The organism is Leisingera sp. F5 (assembly GCF_001593695.1).
Map to the genome: position 1 here is coordinate 1 of NZ_LUKH01001050.1, position 1,322 is coordinate 1,322.

Here is a 1,322-nt window from a genome sequence, read left to right on the forward strand (position 1 = left end):
GCGTGATCAAGGTCGGCAGCTACGACGAGGCGCTGAGCGTAGTGAACGACACGAACTTCGGCCTGACCTCGGGCATCGTGACCCAGTCGCTGGCCCGCGCCACCCATTTCCGCCGCAACGCGCGCACCGGTGTTGTCACCGTAAACCTGCCGACCGCAGGCACCGATTACCACGTGCCGTTCGGCGGCCGCGGCGACAGCTCCTATGGCCCGCGCGAGCAGGGCAAGGCGGCGGCGGAGTTCTATACCACCGTCAAGACTGCCTACATCAGCGCCGGCAAGCCGGCCTGAGATTGAAACCTTGGCAGCGCCGGATACCGGCCTGCCAGTTTGCGGAAGTGCCCGTCCTCCTTGTTTCCCCTGTGGCGGGCGCTTCCTGCCCGCCGACAGAAGGCCGGGTGCTGGACTTTGAAAATCGAGGTGCTTGAATGCCCGGATACCGTATCGACTGCCTGCAATATGCCAACTGGTCGGAAAAGATCTTCCGGCAGCTGCGGACAGGCAATGTGGACGCGATCCAAGTCACCATTGCCTATCACGAGAACTTCCGCGAGACGGTTCTGAACTTCGAGCAGTGGAACCGCTGGTTCGAACAGTATCCGGACCTGATCATGAAGGGGCAGTGGGCCTCCGACATCGACAAGGCCCGCGAGACCGGCCGCACTGCGGTGTTCTTCGGCTTCCAGAATCCGTCGCCGATCGAAGATGATATCGGGCTGGTCGAGATCCTGCACACCCTGGGCGCACGTTTCATGCAGCTCACCTATAACAACCAGTCGCTGCTGGCGACCGGCTGTTACGAGGCCGAGGACCCCGGCATCACCCGCATGGGCAAGCAGGTCATCAAGGAGATGAACCGCGTCGGACTGGTCGTGGACATGAGCCATTCCGCCGACCGCTCCACCATCGAAGCGGCTGAGCTGTCGACCCGTCCCATCGCCATCACCCACGCTAACCCGTTTGAATGGTCACCAGCGCTGCGCAACAAGAAGGATGATGTGATCCGGGCTGTTACCGGCCACGGCGGGATGCTGGGCTTTTCGGTCTATCCGCATCACCTGAAGGACAAGGGCGCCTGCACCCTGCAAAGCTTCTGCGAGATGATTGCACGCACCGCAGAGACATACGGGGTGGAGCACCTCGGCATCGGCACCGACCTGTGCCAGGACCAGCCCGACAGCGTCGTCGAATGGATGCGGGTCGGCCGCTGGAGCAAGGAAATCGATTACGGCGAAGGATCAGCCGCTGCCCCGGGCTTCCCGGAAATGCCAAGCTGGTTCAAGGACAACCGCGACTTTGGAAACATCGAAGACGGCCTTCGCG

Annotated in this window: 2 protein-coding genes; both read left to right on the top strand. The window is 62.3% G+C overall.

Translation table 11 applies throughout. From position 1 onward, the window contains the following. The coding region (locus tag A2I95_RS38735) for an aldehyde dehydrogenase family protein (protein WP_291737699.1) at nucleotides 1–290 on the top strand (290 nt) is incomplete at its 5' end. A 137-nt stretch (nucleotides 291–427) separates the two neighbouring features. Then, nucleotides 428–1,322, top strand: an 895-nt coding sequence (locus A2I95_RS38740; RefSeq protein ID WP_291737700.1) for a membrane dipeptidase, incomplete at its 3' end; no start/stop codon positions are given.